The organism is Mesorhizobium sp. M7A.F.Ca.US.006.04.2.1 (assembly GCF_004022915.1).
Lineage (GTDB): Bacteria > Pseudomonadota > Alphaproteobacteria > Rhizobiales > Rhizobiaceae > Mesorhizobium > Mesorhizobium ciceri.
This window is the reverse complement of the sequence record NZ_RZQA01000892.1, coordinates 1-2,476: the sequence shown is the minus strand read 5'-3', so window position 1 is coordinate 2,476 and position 2,476 is coordinate 1. Positions and strand designations below refer to the sequence as shown.

The window sequence follows — 2,476 nt, the reverse complement described above, 5'->3', positions numbered from 1 at the left end:
ATCACCTGACGCTGGGTGAAACCTATTTGAAGGTCGGCGAACATTCCGATGCGATCCGCCATCTTGAGGTTGCCTGCCAGCTGAAAGGCGACTGGGTTGAAGCGCTTTGCGCACTTGGGCGCGCCTACACCGAATTCGGCAAGGCCGATCTTGCGGTGCCGCTTTATGAGAAAGCGCTTGAAATCGACAGCGGCCGTTCCGCCATTCGAATGGGACTGGCCAATGCGCTTGTAAGCCTGGGCCGGATGGACGAGGCGGCGGGATATATGAAGGAGGCGATCAGTCACCGTCAGGATATCGCGGCCGCCTACAACGGCCTGGCCAGCATCCGAAAATTCTCTGAAGAGCCGGCGGAATTGAAATCCATTCTGACCGAGTTGAAAAATCCGGGACTCGACAGGAAAAGCATACAGCAGTTCCACCATGCGGCCGGGAAGATACTGAACGATATCAGGCGCTACGACGACGCGATCGGCCATTTCCGCCAGGCAAAGGAACTTTCAACCCGCCGCTTCGGTATGGAGTCCTATCGGCGCAGCGTCGATTTCATGATAGAACTGTTCGATCCCCGGATGCTGGCCGCCAAGGCAGGTCATGGAAGCACATCGGACGTGCCTGTTTTCGTGCTTGGCATGCCGCGTTCCGGCACCACTTTGACCGAGCAGATCCTTGCTAGCCATCCCGACGTCCATGGAGCCGGTGAGCTGACAAAGGTTCGGCGCATCACCAACAGGCTGGCGCCGAAAACACGCTCGCCGGAGGAATTCCGAAAATCCGTCCTGGATATGACAGTTGATCAGTCGAAGTCCCTGGCCGATGAATATCTCACCCATATCAGGCAACGATCGCCCGACGCGCTGCGGGTAGTGGACAAGCTGCCGCATAATTTTGAGCTTATCGGCCTTATAAGGATCTTGTTCCCCAAGGCACAAATCATTCACTGCCGTCGCGATGCCATCGACAATTGCATCTCGTGCTATTTCCTGAGTTTCAACGAGGACAATATCTACAACGCCGATCTCCATACACTCGGACTATATTATCGCGAGTACGACCGGCTTATGCGGCATTGGGACAAGGTGTTTCCAGGGCAAATCCTGCAGAACCGCTATGAGGACATGGTCTCTGACCAGGAAGGCCAATCGCGCCGCCTGATCGACCATCTGGGACTGCCCTGGGACGACGCCTGCCTGCGATTCTTTGACAAGGGCGGCGCGGTGAACACGTTCAGCCGCTGGCAGGTTCGACAACCGATCTACAGCTCGTCCGTCAGTCGCTGGAAGAATTATGGCAGCGCAATCCAACCGCTGATCGATGGCTTGGGCGATTTGGCTGGGAATTGATCCAGCCGTGAAAGCTCCGGCGCTGCCGGACTGGCGAATAGACCCGATTGCCGTAGCTGTCAGGGCTCGGCTTCGTCGGATGGCTTGTCGCTCGCAAACCTTCAGGAAGTGCAGGGGCTCGGTCTCGGGCAGCGTCGCCGCATCTTTGGCAAGCCAATGAAAAACCGGCATGAAAAAACCCGGCGGTTGCCCGCCGGGTTTCGATTTCGAAGGCGAAATTGATTAGAAATCGCGCTGGAAGCGGAGGAGACCGCCGACATTGTTCTTCTTGGTTGCCGCGACCCAGACGGAGTCGTTGTCGATGGCGCCCTGGCCGACGCGCTGCCAGTCGACTTCGGCCGTGACCGTGAGGCCAGGAACAACGGTGTAGGCGACGTTCGCCGCGACGCCGATATCCTTCCAGTCGTCATATGACGCCTGGAGGTTGAACGAGGTCTTTTCGTTGAACTTGTAGGTGCCACCGCCCCACAGAGCCCAGTTACCGCCCCACTGCTTGTAAAAGCCGCGGCCGAGCGCGTCGATATTGTTGGTATGGTCGTTGAGGTTATCGTCGGTGCCGTAGCCGGCCATCAAGAACAGCGACAGTTCGTTGGTGGCGTTCACGTCCAGGCGAACCTTGCCGGCGACTTCCTCGTAGTTGCTGTCATACGACACAACACCGGTGATGGCGCCCCAGCCTTGCGTGTACTTCAGACCGCCGACGACATGCGGAACATAGCTGTCGATGGTGCCAACCTCACCCGAACCTTCTTCGAGCGAAACCACGGCCGAGAGGCCATTGCCGGCATCGAAGTAGTACTGAATGACGTTGGTCTGGAAATTGCCGTACGGGACGATCGTGTCGTTGATGACGTTGCCGGCATAGCCGATAAACGTATCAAAGGCCGATTCGTCAGCGCCGACGCGCAGGCCGCCGAGCTGGATCCAGGCGAATTCCAGAGCGCTGCTCTTGTTGCGGGCCTGCCAGCCGTCGCCATTACGGTTGGGGTTCGTAGTGCCGCCGGGCCCCGAGTTATCGCCAAAGTCGCCGTAGTTGTTGCCGAAATTGATGCGGTATTCGGTGTAGGTCTTCAACGTGCCGAGTTCGGTTTCCTGGCCGGTCCAGGTCTTCAGCGTGAAGCGGGCATTCTTCC

Annotated in this window: 2 protein-coding genes; one reads left to right on the top strand and one right to left on the bottom strand. The window is 57.9% G+C overall.

Translation table 11 applies throughout. The features are described from left to right. On the top strand, positions 1–1,343 hold a 1,343-nt coding region (locus tag EN925_RS31790), incomplete at its 5' end, for a sulfotransferase (protein WP_164894524.1). A 222-nt stretch (positions 1,344–1,565) separates the two neighbouring features. On the opposite strand, the gene EN925_RS31785 is transcribed toward EN925_RS31790, so the two are convergent. Continuing rightward, a partial coding sequence (locus EN925_RS31785) for a porin (RefSeq protein ID WP_164894523.1) occupies positions 1,566–2,476 on the bottom strand: 911 nt, incomplete at its 5' end.